The 17,071-nt window shown below is 61.2% G+C and carries 15 protein-coding genes; 7 read left to right on the forward strand and 8 right to left on the reverse strand.

All coding sequences use genetic code 11. The features are described 5' to 3' along the window. The 7 genes from DYI24_RS07660 to DYI24_RS07690 all read left to right on the forward strand — a co-directional run. On the forward strand, nucleotides 1-337 hold a 337-nt coding region (locus DYI24_RS07660), incomplete at its 5' end, for a hypothetical protein (RefSeq protein WP_205523422.1). 101 nt (nucleotides 338-438) lie between these two features. Then, a complete protein-coding gene (gene rfbF, locus DYI24_RS07665) occupies nucleotides 439-1,209 on the forward strand; it encodes a glucose-1-phosphate cytidylyltransferase (RefSeq protein WP_164571866.1) in 771 nt (256 codons plus the stop codon). Continuing rightward, nucleotides 1,206-2,282: a CDP-glucose 4,6-dehydratase gene (rfbG, locus tag DYI24_RS07670; RefSeq protein WP_164571867.1), complete on the forward strand. Its 1,077-nt coding sequence runs from the start codon at nucleotides 1,206-1,208 to the stop codon at nucleotides 2,280-2,282. The genes rfbF and rfbG overlap by 4 nt, the downstream gene beginning before the upstream one ends. Before the next feature lie 5 nt (nucleotides 2,283-2,287). Further along, the gene (rfbH, locus tag DYI24_RS07675; RefSeq protein ID WP_164571868.1) at nucleotides 2,288-3,643 is read left to right on the forward strand and encodes a lipopolysaccharide biosynthesis protein RfbH; all 1,356 of its coding nucleotides are present in this window, start codon (nucleotides 2,288-2,290) and stop codon (nucleotides 3,641-3,643) included. A gap of 107 nt (nucleotides 3,644-3,750) precedes the next feature. Next, nucleotides 3,751-4,833 (forward strand): GDP-mannose 4,6-dehydratase, encoded by a 1,083-nt coding sequence (gene gmd, locus DYI24_RS07680; protein ID WP_164571877.1) that lies wholly within the window; start codon nucleotides 3,751-3,753, stop codon nucleotides 4,831-4,833. Nucleotides 4,834-4,837: 4 nt separating this feature from the next. Next, a complete protein-coding gene (locus tag DYI24_RS07685; RefSeq protein ID WP_164571869.1) occupies nucleotides 4,838-5,809 on the forward strand; it encodes a GDP-L-fucose synthase family protein in 972 nt (323 codons plus the stop codon). Between the two features lie 72 nt (nucleotides 5,810-5,881). Then, entirely contained in the window at nucleotides 5,882-6,643 is a 762-nt protein-coding gene (locus tag DYI24_RS07690; RefSeq protein ID WP_164571870.1) for a glycosyltransferase family 2 protein, read from the forward strand. 46 nt (nucleotides 6,644-6,689) lie between these two features. Here DYI24_RS07690 and DYI24_RS07695 read toward each other — a convergent pair whose 3' ends face one another. The 8 genes from DYI24_RS07695 to DYI24_RS07730 form a co-directional block, all read right to left on the reverse strand. Next, nucleotides 6,690-7,532 (reverse strand): ABC transporter ATP-binding protein, encoded by an 843-nt coding sequence (locus tag DYI24_RS07695; RefSeq protein ID WP_164571871.1) that lies wholly within the window; start codon nucleotides 7,530-7,532, stop codon nucleotides 6,690-6,692. Between the two features lie 260 nt (nucleotides 7,533-7,792). After that, nucleotides 7,793-9,073: an ABC transporter substrate-binding protein gene (locus tag DYI24_RS07700; RefSeq protein ID WP_164571872.1), complete on the reverse strand. Its 1,281-nt coding sequence runs from the start codon at nucleotides 9,071-9,073 to the stop codon at nucleotides 7,793-7,795. A gap of 59 nt (nucleotides 9,074-9,132) precedes the next feature. Further along, nucleotides 9,133-10,206, reverse strand: a complete 1,074-nt coding sequence (locus DYI24_RS07705; protein ID WP_107345723.1) for a branched-chain amino acid ABC transporter permease — start codon at nucleotides 10,204-10,206, stop codon at nucleotides 9,133-9,135. A gap of 163 nt (nucleotides 10,207-10,369) precedes the next feature. Next, complete coding sequence (locus DYI24_RS07710) at nucleotides 10,370-11,263, reverse strand: branched-chain amino acid ABC transporter permease (RefSeq protein WP_164571873.1); 894 nt, start codon at nucleotides 11,261-11,263, stop codon at nucleotides 10,370-10,372. Between the two features lie 214 nt (nucleotides 11,264-11,477). Beyond that, the gene (locus DYI24_RS07715; protein ID WP_164571874.1) at nucleotides 11,478-13,409 is read right to left on the reverse strand and encodes a long-chain fatty acid--CoA ligase; all 1,932 of its coding nucleotides are present in this window, start codon (nucleotides 13,407-13,409) and stop codon (nucleotides 11,478-11,480) included. Further along, on the reverse strand, nucleotides 13,406-14,233 hold the full coding sequence (locus DYI24_RS07720; protein ID WP_107356700.1) for an ABC transporter ATP-binding protein: 828 nt from the start codon (nucleotides 14,231-14,233) through the stop codon (nucleotides 13,406-13,408). Before DYI24_RS07720 ends, DYI24_RS07715 begins: the two co-directional genes overlap by 4 nt. A gap of 281 nt (nucleotides 14,234-14,514) precedes the next feature. After that, on the reverse strand, nucleotides 14,515-16,467 hold the full coding sequence (locus tag DYI24_RS07725; RefSeq protein WP_164571875.1) for a glycosyltransferase family protein: 1,953 nt from the start codon (nucleotides 16,465-16,467) through the stop codon (nucleotides 14,515-14,517). A 120-nt stretch (nucleotides 16,468-16,587) separates the two neighbouring features. Then, nucleotides 16,588-17,071, reverse strand: a 484-nt coding sequence (locus DYI24_RS07730; RefSeq protein ID WP_164571876.1) for a hypothetical protein, incomplete at its 5' end; no start/stop codon positions are given.

Here is a 17,071-nt window from a genome sequence, read left to right on the forward strand (position 1 = left end):
GCCGGGTTCGTGGGAAACCGGACTGAGCGGGGAGTTGTCGAGGGCCAGGTTCGTAGCAGTTCCTTCGCTATGGTCCGCACCTATCGAAGGAGCGTTGATCAAGAGCATTGCGGCTGCCCGAGCCACGCTCGTCGTGGATAACGCCACCAGCTACTGCGACGAGTTGCCCGCGGGGTTGGTTCTGAAGCTGCCTCCAGATCTCGCGGCAGCGGCAATGCGGTTGCGGCAGGCGATTGAAGAGGATTGGGTTCCCGATCCGGACGTCAAGGCGGCCTGGAAGACCGCATTTTCAGCAATCAAGGCCAGATTTGTTCCGGATTTGTTGGCAACGGTATAATTGCGACAACTCCGCTTGTGGCGTGTTCCCGTGTATAAAGATCGGCGCGGCGCAGAGTCGGGGCTGCCTGAAGTCAGTTAGGGCTGTCGAGGTTCACGAAAATGAAAGCGGTTATTCTCGCAGGCGGGCTGGGGACCCGGATCGCCGAGGAAACGTCCTTGCGACCAAAACCGATGGTCGAGATCGGCGGGCGGCCGATCCTCTGGCACATCATGAAGATCTATTCCGCTTATGGAATCAATGACTTCATTGTCTGCCTCGGCTACAAGGGCTACGTCATCAAAGAATATTTCGCGAATTACTCGCTTCATATGTCGGACGTTACATTCGACATGGCGAAGAACGAGACGGTGATCCATCAAAATAATGCAGAACCTTGGCGTGTCACCCTGGTGGACACAGGCGATGCAACCATGACTGGTGGCCGCCTGAAGCGTATCCGGAAGTATTTGGGGGATGACGATTTCTGCTGTACCTATGGCGATGGTGTCGGCGATGTAAACATCAGTGAGCTCATCGCGTTTCACCGCGCTCAGGGTAGGCTTGCAACTCTGACGGGCGTTCAGCCTCCTGGTCGGTTCGGTGCTCTGAATCTGGATGGGCCGATCGTGACCAGCTTCGAGGAAAAGCCACATGGTGATGGCGGCTGGATCAATGGAGGCTTCTTCGTGCTATCGCCAGCGGTCACCGACTACGTGGAAGGTGATTCAACCGTTTGGGAGCGCGAACCGATGGAGCGCCTCGCGCGGGACGGTCAGTTGTCCGCCTATCTGCATCACGGATTTTGGCAACCGATGGATACCCTGCGAGACAAACAGCATCTCGAGGCGCTCTGGCAGAGCGGCAATGCTGCCTGGAAGGTTTGGACGTGACGCCCGAGTTCTGGCGCGGTAAGCGCGTTTTCCTCACCGGGCACACGGGCTTCAAGGGCAGCTGGCTCTCGCTTTGGCTGCAGAGCATGGGCGCCGAGCTGACAGGTTATGCGCTGCAGCCGCCGACGACACCCAGCCTATTCGAGCAGGCGCGGGTCGGCGACGGAATGACGTCTATTACTGCCGATATCGCGGATCTAGAGCAGCTCGTCCGAGTCATGCGGCAAGCGAGACCCGAGATCGTCATTCACATGGCGGCTCAATCTCTGGTGCGCTACTCTTACGATCATCCGGTCGAAACCTACCTTACGAACGTTATGGGGACGGTTCATCTACTCGATGCCGTGCGGCAGACCGCCGGTGTTAAAGCCGTTGTCAATGTCACCTCTGACAAGTGCTACGACAATCGCGAATGGGTGTGGGGGTATCGCGAGGTCGATGCGATGGGTGGCTACGATCCCTATAGTAATAGCAAGGGATGTTCGGAACTGGTCAGTTCCTCCTATCGGCAGTCCTTTTTCAATCCCCGGGATTACGCTGTCCACGGTGTTGCACTTGCGACCGCCCGAGCCGGCAATGTTATCGGTGGTGGTGACTGGGCGCGGGATCGCCTTGTTCCGGACATCGTAGCGGCGTTTGGAAAAGGCCAGCCGGTCCACATTCGAAATCCTCATGCTATCCGTCCTTGGCAGCATGTTCTCGAGCCGCTGAGTGGGTATCTCGAATTAGCAGAGCGCGTATTCAACGACGGGCCTGCATGTGCCGAGGCTTGGAATTTCGGGCCTTCTGACGATGACGCCAGGCCCGTCGCCTGGATTGTCGAGCAGATGGCGGGTCTGTGGGGAGAAGGTGCGGGGTGGCGAGTCGACGACGGTGTGCACCCTCATGAAGCGGGGTATTTGAAGTTGGATGTGTCGAAAGCGCGTAGTCGCCTGAATTGGCACCCTATGCTACCCCTCGGAGAAGCGCTTAAGCTGGTGGTGGATTGGGCCAAACGACGTGAGGCTGGCGCGGACGCCCGTGAGCTGACGCTTGAGCAGATCATGTCCTATCAAATGGTAAGGTCGAGTTGACTTCTATGCAGAATGATCAGGCGAAGGCAATTCGGGCGCAGATCGCCAATTTGGTGGAAGACTATGCTGCCATCGCGCTCAAGCCGTCGACATTCCGTCCCGGCGCCAGCGTTGTGCCGCCTTCAGGAAAGCTGATCGGCGCTGAAGAACTGAAGCTCATGGTTGAGGCATCGTTGGACGGGTGGCTCACCACGGGCCGTTTCAACGATGAGTTCGAGCAGAAGCTCGCTGAATTCCTCGGCGTAAAACTACTCATCACAGTCAATTCCGGTTCTTCGGCCAATCTGATCGCTTTCAATACGCTGACCTCGCCGCGGCTCGGAGAGCGGGCGATCAAGCCGGGTGACGAGGTTATCGGCGTTGCGGCCGGGTTTCCGACGACCGTGAATCCGATCCTTCAGTTCGGCGCAGTACCCGTATTCGTCGATGTCGAGCTTGGCACCTACAATATCGACGCGGGAAAGATCGAAGCTGCCATCAGCCCGAAGACCAAGGCTATCATGCTCGCTCACACGCTCGGTAATCCCTATAATCTGAGTGTGGTCAATGCGTTGTGTAAGAAGTACAATCTTTGGCTGATCGAAGATTGCTGCGATGCGCTCGGCTCGACCTACAATGGACGGATGGTCGGCACTTTCGGCGATATTGGAACGCTGAGTTTCTACCCCGCGCACCACATCACCATGGGGGAGGGTGGGGCAGTGTTTACTAACAGCATCAGATTGAAAAGAATCGCCGAAAGCTTCCGCGACTGGGGGCGCGACTGTTATTGCCCGCCGGGCAAGGACAATACCTGTAATCAGCGTTTCGGATGGAAGCTCGGGGATTTGCCGGAAGGCTACGATCATAAATACACCTACAGCCATCTCGGTTATAATTTGAAGATTACCGATATGCAGGCCGCGTGCGGTTTGGCGCAGCTCGAAAAGGCTCCCGCATTCATTCAGAAGCGCCGCGAGAACTTCCAGCTTCTACGGCAACTGCTTTCTGGCTGCGAGGATGAACTGATCCTACCTGAAGCCACTGCCAATTCGAATCCATCTTGGTTCGGATTCCCGATCACGATCCGGGAGGGCGCCAAGATCAGCCGTGTCGATCTGCTGCGTTATCTCGACGAGCAGAAGATCGGAACGCGTCTACTTTTCGCGGGCAATTTGACCAAGCAACCCTACATGGTTGGACGGCAATTCCGCGTAAGCGGCGAGTTGAGCAACACCGATACGGTGATGAACCAGACGTTCTGGATTGGAGTTCAGCCGGCTTTGAGTGCCGACATGCTGGCCTTCTCGGCAGACAGCATCAGAGCGTTCTTGGGTAAAGTGCCACAGCCGCTCGCTGCGCCGGAGTCTATGACGTCCTAGGCGCCGCCGAAACTCGTGCCGAACGGCTGAGGTCGTTGTTTTTCCGAGAGCGTCGATGAGGTCTTCAATTGGTCGAAGCCACGACGGGTCCAGAAGGTCTAATGAAGATGAAGCGTGCCTTGATCACTGGCGTTACCGGCCAAGATGGAGCCTATCTGGCCGAGTTTCTCCTGCAAAAGGGGTATGAAGTTCACGGAATTAAGCGCCGCACTTCGTTGTTCAACACCGATCGCATCGACCATCTCTATCAGGATCCGCACGAGAAGAATGTTCATTTCATCCTGCATCATGGTGATCTGACGGATTCCTCAAGCCTGGTGCGTATCATTCAACAGGTGCAGCCGGACGAAATCTACAATCTCGCTGCGCAAAGCCATGTTGCGGTGAGTTTCGAGGAGCCTGAATATACCGCTAATTCGGATGCTCTCGGTGCGCTACGTATTCTCGAAGCGCTGCGCATTCTTGGATTGAAGAAGTCAACGCGCTTCTATCAGGCATCGACCTCAGAGTTGTACGGGTTGGTGCAGGAGATTCCTCAAAAGGAAACGACCCCATTCTATCCGCGTAGCCCATACGCTGTGGCGAAGCTGTATGCTTACTGGATCACGGTCAACTATCGTGAGGCGTATGGCATCTATGCCTGTAATGGCATCTTGTTCAATCACGAGTCGCCGATCCGCGGTGAAACCTTTGTCACACGCAAGATCACCCGGGCGATGGCGCGCATCAAGCTCGGTCTCCAAGATTGCCTCTACCTCGGCAACTTAAATGCTAAGCGCGATTGGGGGCATGCCCGTGACTATGTCGAAATGCAGTGGTTGATGCTGCAGCAGGACGAGCCGGAAGATTACGTTATTGCGACTGGCGTTCAACACAGCGTTCGCGATTTTGTCGATGCGGCTGCTCGAGAGCTCGGGATGGAGATCGATTGGAAGGGAGAGGGGGCTGAGGAGAAGGGGTACGATCACCTTGGGCGCTGTGTCGTCGCCGTCGATCCTCGTTATTTCCGGCCCACCGAGGTCGAAACCTTGCTTGGTGATGCCAGTAAGGCGAGACAGAAGCTTGGTTGGAGTCCCCGTGTGACCTTCGATCAATTGGTCAGCGAGATGGTTCGAGAAGATCTCAAGGCCGCTGAACGGGACGAATTGGTCAAGAAGCATGGCTACAAAGCCATGAATTACCACGAGTAGCGCCATGGATAAGGATTGCAAGATTTACGTGGCGGGCCACCGCGGCCTTGTCGGATCCGCCATCGTTCGCAATCTGCAACGGCGAGGCTATCGAAACATCGTTACTCGCTCCCATGCGGACCTCGATCTAATCAAGCAAGCCGACGTCGAGAGCTTCTTTGCCGCAGAGCAGCCGGACTACGTGTTCCTAGCGGCAGCGAAGGTCGGTGGGATTCACGCGAATAACACCCAGAGGGCCGACTTTATCTACCAAAATCTCGTGATCGAGACGAATACGGTTCAGGCTGCCCGGAATGCCGGCGTCGACCGCTTGTTGTTTCTCGGGTCGAGTTGCATCTACCCCCGCGATTGTCCGCAGCCGATCCGTGAAGAGTATCTTTTGACCGGGCCGCTCGAACCGACGAATGAGCCTTATGCAATCGCCAAGATCGCCGGGATTAAACTCTGCGAGAGCTTCAATCGCCAGTTCGGTACCCACTACGTGTCGGTCATGCCAACGAATTTGTATGGGCCGAACGACAATTACGACTTGGCGAACAGCCATGTCCTCCCTGCTCTGATCCGCAAGGCGCACGAGGCTAAAGCGCGTGGTGAGAGAGTCTTGCCAGTCTGGGGATCTGGACGGCCACGGCGCGAGTTCCTTTATGTTGATGATATGGCCGATGCCTGTGTGTTTCTGATGGAGCGCGAGGACATCGTCGACGGACTTTACAACGTGGGTGTCGGTGAGGATGTCACCATTGCCGAGCTTGCCACGCTGGTCATGGAAGTGGTGGGCTTCGATGGAGTCCTGGAGTTCGATACCTCGAAGGCCGACGGCACTCCGCGTAAGCTGCTGGATGTCGAACGGTTGAGCTCCCTCGGCTGGCGTGCAGGTACCTCGTTGAAGGAGGGAATCGCACAGGCCTACGCTGATTTCCTAACAAAGCTGGAGATTGGACCGGGGCCGGAGGTAAAGTCCTCGATGAGGCTCTAGCCGTAATTCGTCCGTCTTCTTCTCGCGCCGAGAGGACCTTGCTACTCACTCGATGTCGAAGCCATTTCAAAGATGACGGTTCCTCTGATCACTATTGTGGTACCTTCCTTTAATCAGGGAGAATTCATCGGCGAAGCGCTGCGATCCATTTTTGTGCAGGGAATTCCTGTCGAAGTTTTTGTGATGGACGGCGGATCGACTGACCGGTCCGTCGAGGTTATCCGGGAGTGGGAACCAAAGCTTGCGTTTTGGCGCAGCCATACTGACCAAGGACAAGCGGCTGCGATCAACGAAGGCATTGCTCGCGGGACAGCGCCTTATGTGGCTTGGCTGAACAGCGATGATTGGTTTCTTCCGGGAGGGCTGGCCCATCTGGTGAAAGCGTTAGAGAAAGCGCCCGGATCACCGATGGCATATGGTAGAGCGTGGAATTATATCGAACAGACGAACGCTCGTCGTCCTATTTGGGTTCAGCCATTCAGCGAACGGCAGCTCGCCCTTCGCTGCATCATCTGCCAACCCGCAACGCTGATCCGGAGGTCGGCCTGGGAGCAAGTGAAAGGGGTCGATCCTTCTTTGCATATGGCCATGGATTATGACCTGTGGTGGCGCTTATATCGTCGCTTTGAAGCGCCAGTGTTTGTCGATGAGTTCGTCGCGGTGAACCGCGAGCACGATCTGACCAAGACGAGAAACTTCCGTCGCGCTCATTATCGTGAAGCAATGAATGTAGTGCGGCGATATCACGGTCGAGTGCCGCTGAAGTGGTGGATCGCCCAACCGTATTCTGTTTGGTTTAAGGGCCTGCAGCAGATGCTGGCGCGGCGGAGTTGAGGCTTTGGTCGATGTGAGCACAAACTGAGATCTTTACAGAAGTTCTTCACAACCACCTCTTCCTCCTCTTGAAGCTCTTCAAATTCTTGAAGCTCTTCCGCTGGTCGCCGGCGCCGCCGAGGTAGAACTCCTTCACGTCCTCGTTGTCGCGGAGTTCGTCGGCGGTGCCGTCGAGCACGACTTTTCCTTGTTCCATGATGTAGCCGTGGCTGGCGACGGACAGGGCGGCGCGAGCGTTTTGTTCGACCAGCAGGATGGTGACGCCGAGGTCTCGGTTGATCTGCTGGATGATCGAGAACACCTCCTTCACCAAGAGCGGGGAGAGGCCCATTGAGGGCTCGTCCATCAGGATCATCTTGGGCCGGGCCATCAGGGCGCGACCGATCGCCAGCATCTGCTGTTCACCGCCTGACAGATAGCCGGCCAGCCCGGTGCGCTCTTTCAGCCGCGGGAAATAGTTGTAGACCATCTCGATGTCGCGGCCGACCTCGCGGTCGTTGCGGGTGAAGGCGCCGAGCCTTAGGTTCTCCAGCGACGTCATGTCGGAGACGATGCGGCGACCCTCCATCACCTGGAAGATGCCGCGGCGGACGATCTTGTCCGGATCGGTGCCGTCGATTCGCATCCCGTCGAACATGATCTCGCCGCGGGTGACCTCGCCATCCTCGGTTTTCAACAGCCCCGAGATCGCCTTCAGCGTCGTCGACTTGCCGGCTCCGTTGGCCCCGAGCAACGCCACGATCGCCCCCTGCGGTACGTCGAGGCTCAGGCCGCGCAGCACCAGGATGACGTCGTCATAGACGACCTCGATGTTGCGGACGCTGAGGAGCGAGGCGGGAGCGGACGATGCGCCGGGCTGCGGACGGTGAAGTTCGGCGGCTTCGGTCATGGCGCAGGTCCTGCAGGAATGAGCGTCGTAATGTCGATCTGAGGCATGGGTGCCCACTCTCCGCCACCATCCCCGCGAAAGCGGGGGACCCAGTATTTCAGAGCGCTGGCTTCTTAAACGCGACGCTGCGGCGTACTGGATCCCCGCCTACGCGGGGATGACGGTTGTTATTGGAGAGGCGCCGCGGCTCACAGCGGATGCGGCGCCTCGCTCTTGCATGCAACTACGGCAGGCAAGGTTTCAGCCGTATCCAAGCTGGCTCACCAGCCCGCCCATTCGGGCTTGCGCGGCAGGTCGACGGTCTTGACCTTTTCCAGCTTGATCGTGCCTTTGGCGATCAGGTCCTTGATGTCGCCGTCGGTCGGGCCCGACACTTGGGCGCGGTAGAGGTCGATCTTCATGGTGCCGCGGTGGTCCTTGGCGGTCCAGGTCGACGGGTTGCAGACGCCTTCCATGCCGGCCGGCACCCAGTCGGCCTTCTGGTAGAAGCCTTTGGCGACGTTCTCGCCGGTGGCGCCGCCGTTCTTGGCCGCCCACTCGATCGCCTCCTTCATGTACAGCGCCGAGCACACCGCGGCGACGTAATGCACCGGGCGATAGAGGTTGCCCGACGGATCGGAGATCTTCGAGATTTCTTCCACCGTCTTCATGCCGGGCGCGTTGCCGCCCCAGGCGACCGCGGTGCGCAGCGGGAAGATCACGCCATCGGCGGCATCGCCGGCGGTCTTGGCGGCGTTCTCGTCCATGCCCCAGACGTTGCTCATGAACTGGACGTCGACGCCGGCCGCCTTGCAGGCCTTCATCACCGAGATGTTGGAGGCCGCGGTGTTGCCGAGATAGGCGTAGTTGGCGCCCGAACTCTTGAGGCTGAGGCACTGCGCCGAGTAGTCGCCGGGCGCCAGCGCGAACACTAGGGGCGGTAGCACCTCGAAGCCGAGCTCCTTGGCCATCGCTTCGCCGGCGGCCTTCGGTGCGTTGGGGTAGGGATGGTTGGCGCCCATGTGGACGAATTTCGGCGCGCCGGACTTGCCCTTGGCCTTCCAGTCTTCCGCCGCCCACATCAGCTCGGCGCGCAGCGCGTCGGAGTAGGACGGGCCGTAGAAGAAATTGTAAGGGGCCGGCTTCGCCTTGCCGCTGGTGCCCTCGGGGTCGGTCAGCGCGGCTGCGTAGGAGCCGGACAGGTCGGGGATCTTGTCGTTGGCGAGGAAGCCGGTCAGCGCCTCGGTGTCGGCGGTGCCCCAGCCCATGATCGCCGCGACCTTGTCGCCGCCCGACCATTTCTTGTACAGCGCGATCGCGCGCGGCACCTGGTAACCGTAGTCGTTGGTGTCGACGTTCAGCTGCTTGCCGGCGACGCCGCCGTTCTTGTTGACCCAGGCGAAGGTGTCAGCGACCGCCTGGCCGTAGGGCGTGCCGACGTCCGAGGTGCCGCCCGAATAATCGGCGAGGTGGCCGATCGCGATCTGCGCCTGCGCGGTCGCGGAGGCGCCGGCGATCACCAGCGCCAGCGCGGCGCTGCTGAGCAGGGATTTCATCATCATGGTGTTTTCTCCTCCAGTGTCGTTTTTATTGCCGTCTTGTGGTCCGTCCGTTCACGCGCTCAATGCGAGAACGGGTAGAGTTTCCAATACGCCTTGATCTGCCGCCAGCGATGCGCCAGCCCATCGGGCTCGAACACCAGAAATAGGATGATGATCAGGCCGATCGCGATTTCGCGCAGGAAGGTCAGGTTGTTGTTGAGCTCCAGCGCGCGGTCGATGGCGCTGCCTTTCAGGCCGCTGCTGAGCCATTCCATCGTCTCCGGCAGCAGCACCACGAAGGCGGTGCCCATCAGCGTTCCCGAGATCGAGCCGATGCCGCCGATGATGATCATGGCCAGGAAAAGGATCGAGCGCTCGATGCCGAAGCCCTCGTTGGAGACGACGAGCTGGTAGTGCGCGTAGAGCGCGCCGGCGATGCCGGCGAAGAATGCTGCGAGCGCAAACGACAGCGTGCGATATTTGGTGAGGTTGATGCCCATGATCTCGGCCGAGAGATAATGGTCGCGCACCGCCACCAGCGCGCGGCCATCGCGGGTGCGCATCAGATTGGTGACCAGGATGTAGCTAACCAGGAGATACGCCAGCACGACGTAGAAATACTGCTTATCGCCCTGCAGGACGTAGCCGAACAGCGAGAACGGATTGGCCATCGCCGGCACCGAGCCGCCGGAGAACCATTCGGCACGCGAGAAGAAGTCGATCAGGATGTACTGCGCCGCCAGCGTGGCGATCACGAGATACAGCCCCTTCAGCCGCGCCGCCGGCACGCCGAACACCAGCCCGACCAGCGCGGTGACGAGCCCGGCGAGCGGGATCGCGAAGAACACCGGGATCGGGAAGTGGTTGTTCAGATAGGCCGAGGTGTAGGCGCCGAGCAGGAAGAACGCGGCGTGGCCGATCGAGATCTGCCCGGTGAAGCCGACCAGGATGTTCAGGCCGAGCGCAGCGATGCCGAAGATGCCGATCTGGATCAGGATGCTGAGCCAATAGCCCGACAGCACCAGCGGCGCGAAGCACACCAGCACGACGCCCAGGATCGCCATGTTGCGGCTGGTCCTGGTTGGGAAGATGGTGGTGTCGGCGGCGTAGGAGGTGCGGAAATCGCCGGCGGGGATCAGGGAAGCATTCGCCATCGTTAGAGTACTCCAGCCTTCCACATCATCCTTCGAGACGCCCGGTTTCGCCCTCCGGGCTGCACCGCGCTCCTCAGGATGAGGCCGCCCTGATGGTGAGGAGCGCGGCGGTACGCGGCGCGTCTCGAACCATGAGCTGTTCTGTTTCGGCCCGCGCCTAAGCTCATATGCGCTCGATGTCCTTGGTGCCGAACAGGCCGTAGGGCTTGATCATCAGTATGATGATCAGCACGTAGAACGGCGCGATTTCGTACAGATTGCCCCAGTGCAGATATTCGCTGTCGACGTACTGGGCGATGTTCTCAAGCAAGCCGATGATGATGCCGCCGAGGACCGCGCCGCCGATCGAGTCGAGACCACCGAGGATTGCGGCCGGAAACACCTTGATGCCGTAGGCGGACAGGCCCGACGACACACCGTTGACGACGGCGACGACGACGCCGGCGACCGCCGAGACGGTGGCGGAGATTGCCCAGGCCATTGCGAACACGCTCTTCACCGAAATGCCGAGCGACTGCGCGACCTGCTGGTTGAACGCGGTGGCTCGCATCGCGAGGCCGTATTTCGACACTTTGAAGAACCACGCCATGCCGATCATCATCGCAACCGAGACGACCAGGCTCATCACATAGACGGTCTGGATCTGCAGGCTGCCGATCGAGATCGATTGGGTGGTGAAGATCTGCGGGAACGGCTGCGGGTTGACGCCGTAGATCCACTTCAGCGCCGCCTGGAACACGGTCGACAGCGCGATCGTCACCATGATCACCGAGATAATCGGCTCGCCGATCATCGGCCGCAGCACGATGATCTGCACCGCGATGCCGAAGATGAACATGAACACCAGCGTGATCGGCATGCCGACCCAGAACGGCAGCTGATATTTCGCCAGCAGCGTCCAGCACACCCAAGCGCCGATCAGCAGCAGTTCGCCCTGCGCGAAGTTGACCACCTGGGTGGCCTTGTAGATCAGCACGAAACTCATCGCGACCACGCCGTACAGCGTGCCGACCACGAGGCCGTTGACGAGCAGCTGGATTAGGAGGTGTGAGTTCATCTTCTTGCCTCCCACGTCGTTGCCGGGCTTGACCCGGCAATCCATCTTCTTTGAACGATGGATGCGCGGGTCAAGCCCGCGCATGACGCCGTTAGACGACGATGCTTTTCGACGTCATGGCCGGGCTCGTCCCGGCTATCCACGTCTTGCCGCGGTCGCTGTTCGTGGATGCGCGGGACAAGCCCCGGCATGACGGTGGCGGCGAGGGCGGGTGTCATTCCGCTGCCTCCGCATGGGCGTGGCCGCCGCCGAGGTCCACCACCTTCAGCGTGGTCCTGATCCGCTGGGTGGTGCCGTCCTGGAACTGAATAGTCGTGTCGACCGGGATGTCGCTCTTGCCGCCATAGATGCCGTCGATGATGTCGGCGTATTTGTCGTTGATCACGCTGCGGCGGACCTTGCGGGTGCGGGTCAGTTCGCCGTCGTCGGCGTCGAGTTCCTTGTAGAGCAGCAGGAAGCGGGCGATCCGCTGCGCCGGCGGCAGCGTGGCGTTGACAGTTTCGACTTCCCGTCGCAGCAGCTCGTACACTTCGGGCCGGGATGCCAAGTCCGAATAGGTGGTGAAGGCGATCCGCTTCTTCTCCGCCCATTTCGAGATGATTGAGTAGCGGATGCAGATCATCGCTGCCAGCATGTCGCGGCCGGCGCCGAGGATCACCGCTTCGGCGACGTAGGGCGAGAACTTCAGCTTGTTCTCGATGTATTGCGGCGAGAATCGCTCGCCGTGTGACAGCTCGGCGAGATCCTTGATGCGATCGATGATAACGAGCTGGCCGGCGCCGTTGAAATAGCCAGCGTCGCCAGAATACATCCAGCCGTCTTTGATGTCGGCGGTCGAGGCTTCCGGGTTTTTGTAGTAGCCGAGGAACATGTTGGGGTGGCGCACCACCACTTCGCCGATGCCCTGGACGTCCGGGTTCAGGACCTTGATCTCGATCTCGGCGCCCATCGGCACGCCGGTGGTGTCGGGATCAACCGCATCCGCCTTGTGCAGCGTATAGGCGCCGAGCAGTTCGGTCTGGCCATACAGCGTGCGCAGCGGCACGCCCATGGCGCGGAAGAACCGGAAAGTGTCGGGGCCGAGCGCGGCGCCACCGGTCGCGGCCGAGCGCAGCCGCGTGAAGCCGAGGCGGTCGCGCAGCGCGCGGAACAGCACCGCGTCGGCGAACGCCGAATGCTGGCCCTGGTCGAGCGCGGCCAGGCCGGTCTTCATGCCGACGTCATACAGCCGCTGCTTCAGCGGCGAGGCGTCCATCACCCGGGCGCGGACGTCGGCCGCGATGCCTTCCCAGACCCGCGGCGCGAACAGCACGAAGGTCGGTGCGATCTCGCGGAAGTCGTTCATCATCGTGTCGGGCTCTTCGACGAAGTTGACCTTCATCCGGCACAGCAGCCCTTTGCCGAGCGCGTAGACCTGCTCCATGATCCACGGCAGCGGCAGCACCGAGACGTATTCGTCGTCTGGTCCCTTCGGGTCGAAGCTCAGATAAGTCGCGCAGTGTTTCAGCACGCGCCCGGACGCCAGCATCGCCAGCTTGGGATGCGCGGTGGTGCCCGAGGTGGTGCAAAGGATCGCGACGTCCTCGCCTTGCGTGGCGTCGACCAGCCGGTCGTACAGGCCCGGCTCGCGGCTGGCGCGATCGCGCCCCAGTTTGGCGAGCTGATCGGCCGGCAGCAGCCGCGGATCGTCGTATTTCCGCATCCCGCGCGGATCGGAATAGACGATGTGCTTCAGATGCGGCGCGCGGTCGGCGAGGCCGAGCAGCTTGTCGACCTGCTCTTCGTCCTCGGCGAACACCAGCTTGGCCTCGCCGTAATTGAGCAGATAGTCGGCTTCCTCATCGAGCACGTCGCGGTACAGACCGAGGCTGAGGCCGCCGATCGCATGCGCGGCGATTTCGGCCGCGACCCAGTCGGGCCGGTTGTCGCCGATGATGCCGATCACGTCGCCGTGGCCGAGGCCGAGTTCGATCATGCCGAGCGCGAAGTCGTGCACGCGGGCCTGATAATCGGCCCAGGTGAACACCCGCCACAGCCCGAGATCCTTTTCGCGCAGCGCAATCTCGGTCCCGAATTCCTTTGCGTTGAGCCGCAGCAGCTTCGGAAAGGTGTCGGCTGCCGCGACGCGGCCGGCATAGTCCATCATGCCACACGCTCCGCCGCCGTCGGATGGTCCGGCGCATCGTCAGGATCGACTAGAACCTCGTCCTCTTCGCCGAGATAAGCGCGCTTGACGTGCGGATCTGCCAGCACCTCGGCCGGATCGCCCTCGGCGATCTTGCGGCCGAAATCCAGCACCACGACGCGGTTGGAGATGTCCATCACCACGCCCATGTCGTGTTCGATCATCACCACTGTCATGCCGAACTCTTCGTTGAGGTCGACGATGTAGCGGGCCATGTCCTCCTTCTCTTCGAAGTTCATGCCGGCCATCGGCTCGTCGAGCAGGATCAGCGTCGGCTCCAGCGCCATCGCGCGGGCGAGTTCGACGCGCTTGCGCAGGCCGTAGGACAGGGTGCCGGCGGTCGCCTTGCGCACCGACTGCAGGTCGAGAAAATCGATGATCTCTTCGACCTTCTGGCGGTGGGCGAGCTCCTCGCGGCGCGCGCCAAACCAGTACAGCGCGCCGGTCAGGAAGTTGTTCTTCAAGAGGTGGTGGCGCCCGACCATGATGTTGTCGAGCACGCTCATGTGGTGAAACAGCGCGAGATTCTGGAAGGTGCGGCCGATGCCGAGCGACGCGCGGGCGTTTGGCTTCAGCCCTGTGATGTCGCGGCCATGGTAGAACAGCTGGCCTTCGCTCGGCTGGTAGCGGCCGGAAATGCAATTGACCACGGAGGTCTTGCCGGCGCCGTTCGGTCCAATGATGGAAAACAGCTCACCGTGATTCACGGCAAAGCTCACCTCGCTCAGCGCGCGGACGCCGCCAAAGCGCAAGGAGACATTGCGCACTTCCAATGCGTGTTCCAAGCCCGATTTCCTCCTGGACACCGGCCGGCGCGTTGTTCGCGCCTGATCCTCGTGCCGCAGCATTCTTTTGAGCCGCCTTCTGGGAGGCGTTGCTGTCATTTTGCCGGAGCGTAGCTTAGCCGGCCACCCGACGATATTCGACTATTTGAGTTTGGGAAGAGAGACTTGACGCAAGCCGCTGCGTAATCCCGCCTATCGTTACCGGTGGTGCGGACATCTGCCCGGCAAGGCGACCCGATGCCGCACCGGTCGTGCTGTTCTCGCAATGCAACAAACACGGTTTAGCGGCGGCGCCAGATCGTTGCGGTCGCATCGCCGATCGGCAGCGCGTAGCTGGTGCCGCGTACGTAGCGGGTCTGGTCGGCCATCGCATCGACGATACCGACCATGTTGGCATACACCCATCCGAAGGCGGGGCCGTCGTCGCGGCTATGAGGCGCGTCGATGATCACCACGACATCGGCGGTCGATTGCGCGATGCGCTCGCTCATCAGCGCCCGGGCGTCCTCGCGCGAGGTTACGCCGGCGATAAACGGGTCATCGACGATGGTGTGGCAACGGCAGCGTTCGCGGATCACCCAGGCGAACAGCTTGCTCATGCCGAACGTGGTGAACATCGCCACCTCGTGTACGCCGTCGAGCTCAGCCAGATACGGGCGGATCAGTTCGAGATCGCTCGGGCCCGAGGCGTCCTGCAGTGCGTAAGTTGCAGCCGCCTTCGGCATCGGCGACGTCAGGTTCACCGCGAGCAGCGCGGCGGCCAGAGCGGTCGCGACCGCCCCTCGCCACAGCGGTGACAGCCAGCGACGGGTCAGAGTCAGCAGCACGCCGGCGCCCACGCCGGAGCAGATCCACACCGAAAATACCCAGGTCGACATGAACCGACCCTGGTGCTGCGGATGCGCGATCACGCCGACCCAGGCCAGCAGCGCGAACAGGAAGACGGCGCGGGCTCCGGGCGTCAGCTTCGGAATCGCGATCAGTCCGATCAGCGCCAGAGCGATGGCGATTGGCGCCAGCCACGGCACCAGATGAAAACCGTCGGCGAACACGCGCCAATAGAACTGGAGGCCGAGGGAGAGGCTGTGGTTCGGATCGGGATTATTGGCGGGGCTGACGAACCAAAGGAATTTCGACAGCCGGTGCGGCAGCAGAAACGAGATCGCGATCGGCGTCAGGTGCCAATACAGCAGCGCCCGCCCGGCGGTGCCGAGTGTCCGGTCGATCGCGGCGCGGTGGCGCAACCAGGTGAACGTCCACCACAGGAAGACCAGCGCATAGGCGGCCGTGGTCAGGTTTTCCGGCGGATACAGCGACACCGAGCGGCCGAACAGCTCCAGCGCGGTCGGCCCGTGTGCATAGATCGCTGCGACCAGGCCCGCCACCAACGCTGCGAGGATCAAGAACGGTGAGCCGGCCGTTGCCTTCAGCACCGCCTTCAGACGTGTCGCCGCCCAGATCTGCCGAAGCGTTCGGGCGATCGGTGCCCAATGCTCGGAGGCATAGGCGATCGCCAGCGGCGCGATCAGCAGTCCCCAATAGTTGCCCTTGTGGAAGAACAGCACGGTCAGGATCAGCGCCAGCAGCCGCCAGCGTCCGGGTGCATCCGGCTTGGCTTCGGCGCGCAGATAGGCCCACAGTCCGGCAGCCGACAGGCCGGCGCCGAGGCCTTCCAGCATCACGTCGGCGCTGATCAGGCGGAAGGCCGGGCTGGCGGCGGTGAAGATCACCGCAACCGCCGCGGCGAACAGGCCGCTGCAACGGTCGACGAACAACCGCCGTGCGATCAGCCAGACGAAAGCGACCGTCGTCACCCAGCCGATCAGGCTGGGGACGATGCCGAGCCGATGGTCGATGCCGCCGAGCAGCAAGACGGCGCTCAGCACCAGCCCGTGAAACGGCGGCCAGACCTTGGCCTTCTCGAGCTCGCCGAAAAACCAGGCGGGATCGAAGGTCCGGACCGCCAGTGCGAGATCGAGTCCAAAGCTGTAGTGCGAATTGCGGTCGTGGTGAAAACCGCGCCACAGTAGGTCAGGCGCGTGATAGTAGCCGGCGAGCATGATCCCGGCTATGCCGATCGCGGCGGCGAGCACGATCAGGAACGCCGCGATGTCGAGCCAATCGCGGGATTTGTCGCGTGGCTGGCCGACAGCTGGAGATGCCGCAGGGATCGAACGCGGCGCGATCACCGGCGTGCCTGTCGTGCCGTCGTCCTGCCGTCCAACATCCACCATCGAGATCCCCAGCGATCGCGACCACCGTGATGCCCGGCCGCTCCGATCACCCGATAGCATGCCTGCGGCGGCTGCGATAAGGCGGGGTGTTTCTCGATCTTTCTGCTGACGGCAGAAACGTTACGCGCCGGTCCGGTCGGCCGCGTACAGGCGCGAGAAGACCATGCCGATGAAGATCGAGATCATGGCGGCGCTGAAGGCGTTCATCGAGAACAGGCCGGCATATTCGGCCGGCTGGTAGCTGTGCGGCGGCGGCGCGTAGCGATCGTGCAGGAACAGGTAGGCCGCGACCGGCACGCCAGACAGCGGCAGCATCAACAGGCGTTCGCTGGGACGAAACAGCACGCTGGCCAGCATCGCGCAGGGCAGCAGAAACAGTTCGACGCCGGAGGGCACGCCGAGCAGCCAGGTGCAGAATATCGTGTTGCCGGTCGCGATCAGGGACAGCGTCACCCGCCCGAGCCGTGATTGGAGACGGGCCAGCGCTGGCACCGCGAGGAAGCACGGAAACGACAGCAGCGTCAGCAACAGCCATGGCATCCCGCCGGTGCCGCCGACGAACGCGACATATAGCGGATAAAACGGCTCGTTGCCGGCCAGCACC

It is taken from the genome of Rhodopseudomonas sp. BR0C11 (assembly GCF_010820945.1).
GTDB classification, from domain to species: Bacteria; Pseudomonadota; Alphaproteobacteria; order Rhizobiales; family Xanthobacteraceae; genus Rhodopseudomonas; species Rhodopseudomonas palustris_H.

What these genes read in the sequence shown, in the direction of transcription:
- DYI24_RS07705 (WP_107345723.1), bottom strand. Translation starts at nt 10,206, where the DNA reads ATGGCGAATGCTTCCCTGATCCCCGCCGGCGATTTCCGCACCTCCTAC.
- DYI24_RS07700 (WP_164571872.1), bottom strand. Translation starts at nt 9,073, where the DNA reads ATGATGATGAAATCCCTGCTCAGCAGCGCCGCGCTGGCGCTGGTGATC.
- rfbF (WP_164571866.1), top strand. Translation starts at nt 439, where the DNA reads ATGAAAGCGGTTATTCTCGCAGGCGGGCTGGGGACCCGGATCGCCGAG.
- gmd (WP_164571877.1), top strand. Translation starts at nt 3,751, where the DNA reads ATGAAGCGTGCCTTGATCACTGGCGTTACCGGCCAAGATGGAGCCTAT.
- DYI24_RS07710 (WP_164571873.1), bottom strand. Translation starts at nt 11,263, where the DNA reads ATGAACTCACACCTCCTAATCCAGCTGCTCGTCAACGGCCTCGTGGTC.
- DYI24_RS07715 (WP_164571874.1), bottom strand. Translation starts at nt 13,409, where the DNA reads ATGATGGACTATGCCGGCCGCGTCGCGGCAGCCGACACCTTTCCGAAG.
- DYI24_RS07690 (WP_164571870.1), top strand. Translation starts at nt 5,882, where the DNA reads ATGACGGTTCCTCTGATCACTATTGTGGTACCTTCCTTTAATCAGGGA.
- DYI24_RS07685 (WP_164571869.1), top strand. Translation starts at nt 4,838, where the DNA reads ATGGATAAGGATTGCAAGATTTACGTGGCGGGCCACCGCGGCCTTGTC.
- DYI24_RS07695 (WP_164571871.1), bottom strand. Translation starts at nt 7,532, where the DNA reads ATGACCGAAGCCGCCGAACTTCACCGTCCGCAGCCCGGCGCATCGTCC.
- DYI24_RS07725 (WP_164571875.1), bottom strand. Translation starts at nt 16,467, where the DNA reads ATGGTGGATGTTGGACGGCAGGACGACGGCACGACAGGCACGCCGGTG.
- rfbH (WP_164571868.1), top strand. Translation starts at nt 2,288, where the DNA reads ATGCAGAATGATCAGGCGAAGGCAATTCGGGCGCAGATCGCCAATTTG.